Origin of the sequence: Paraburkholderia sp. GAS348 (genome assembly GCF_050434205.1) — a bacterium.
In the GTDB taxonomy this organism is placed as follows: Bacteria; Pseudomonadota; Gammaproteobacteria; order Burkholderiales; family Burkholderiaceae; genus Paraburkholderia.
The window spans coordinates 1-1647 of record NZ_JBNPVT010000067.1; the positions used below are offsets into that span (position 1 = coordinate 1).

The 1647-nt window shown below is 52.6% G+C and carries 1 rRNA gene; it reads left to right on the forward strand.

Going from position 1 to position 1647, the window contains the following annotated elements:
* Positions 1-1647, forward strand: a 23S ribosomal RNA gene (locus tag P3T22_RS33210); the annotation flags it as partial.

Sequence of the window (1647 nt, forward strand, 5' to 3'; positions counted from 1 at the left end):
GGGTGACGGCGTACCTTTTGTATAATGGGTCAGCGACTTACATTCAGTGGCAAGCTTAACCGATTAGGGCAGGCGTAGCGAAAGCGAGTCCGAACAGGGCGTTCAGTCGCTGGGTGTAGACCCGAAACCAGGTGATCTATCCATGGCCAGGATGAAGGTGCGGTAACACGTACTGGAGGTCCGAACCCACTAACGTTGAAAAGTTAGGGGATGAGCTGTGGATAGGGGTGAAAGGCTAAACAAACCTGGAAATAGCTGGTTCTCTCCGAAAACTATTTAGGTAGTGCCTCGTGTATCACCTTCGGGGGTAGAGCACTGTCATGGTTGTGGGGTCCATTGCGGATTACTACGCCATAGCAAACTCCGAATACCGAAGAGTGCAATCACGGGAGACAGACATCGGGTGCTAACGTCCGGTGTCAAGAGGGAAACAACCCAGACCGCCAGCTAAGGTCCCCAAATATTGCTAAGTGGGAAACGAAGTGGGAAGGCTAAAACAGTCAGGAGGTTGGCTTAGAAGCAGCCATCCTTTAAAGAAAGCGTAATAGCTCACTGATCGAGTCGTCCTGCGCGGAAGATGTAACGGGGCTAAGCAATATACCGAAGCTGCGGATGCACATTTATGTGCATGGTAGGAGAGCGTTCCGTAAGCCTGCGAAGGTGCATTGAAAAGTGCGCTGGAGGTATCGGAAGTGCGAATGCTGACATGAGTAGCGATAAAGGGGGTGAAAGGCCCCCTCGCCGTAAGCCCAAGGTTTCCTACGCAACGTTCATCGGCGTAGGGTGAGTCGGCCCCTAAGGCGAGGCAGAAATGCGTAGCTGATGGGAAGCAGGTTAATATTCCTGCACCATTGTTAAATGCGATGGGGGGACGGATCGCGGAAGGTTGTCCGGGTGTTGGAAGTCCCGGTTCCTGTGTTGGAGAAGGCGCTTAGGCAAATCCGGGCGCGGAATTCAAGGGCATGGGACGAGTGATCTAGGTCACGAAGCAACTGGAAGTGGTTCCAAGAAAAGCCTCTAAGCTTCAGTTTAACAAGACCGTACCGCAAACCGACACAGGTGGGCGAGATGAGTATTCTAAGGCGCTTGAGAGAACTCGGGAGAAGGAACTCGGCAAATTGGTACCGTAACTTCGGGATAAGGTACGCCCCTGTAGCCTGACTGGCCTGCGCCAGAAGGGTGAAGGGGTTGCAATAAACTGGTGGCTGCGACTGTTTAATAAAAACACAGCACTCTGCAAACACGAAAGTGGACGTATAGGGTGTGACGCCTGCCCGGTGCCGGAAGATTAAATGATGGGGTGCAAGCTCTTGATTGAAGTCCCGGTAAACGGCGGCCGTAACTATAACGGTCCTAAGGTAGCGAAATTCCTTGTCGGGTAAGTTCCGACCTGCACGAATGGCGTAACGATGGCCACACTGTCTCCTCCCGAGACTCAGCGAAGTTGAAGTGTTTGTGATGATGCAATCTCCCCGCGGCTAGACGGAAAGACCCCATGAACCTTTACTGTAGCTTTGCATTGGACTTTGAACCGGTCTGTGTAGGATAGGTGGGAGGCTTTGAAGCGTGGACGCCAGTCTGCGTGGAGCCGACCTTGAAATACCACCCTGGTTTGTTTGAGGTTCTAACCTTGGTCCGTGATCCGGA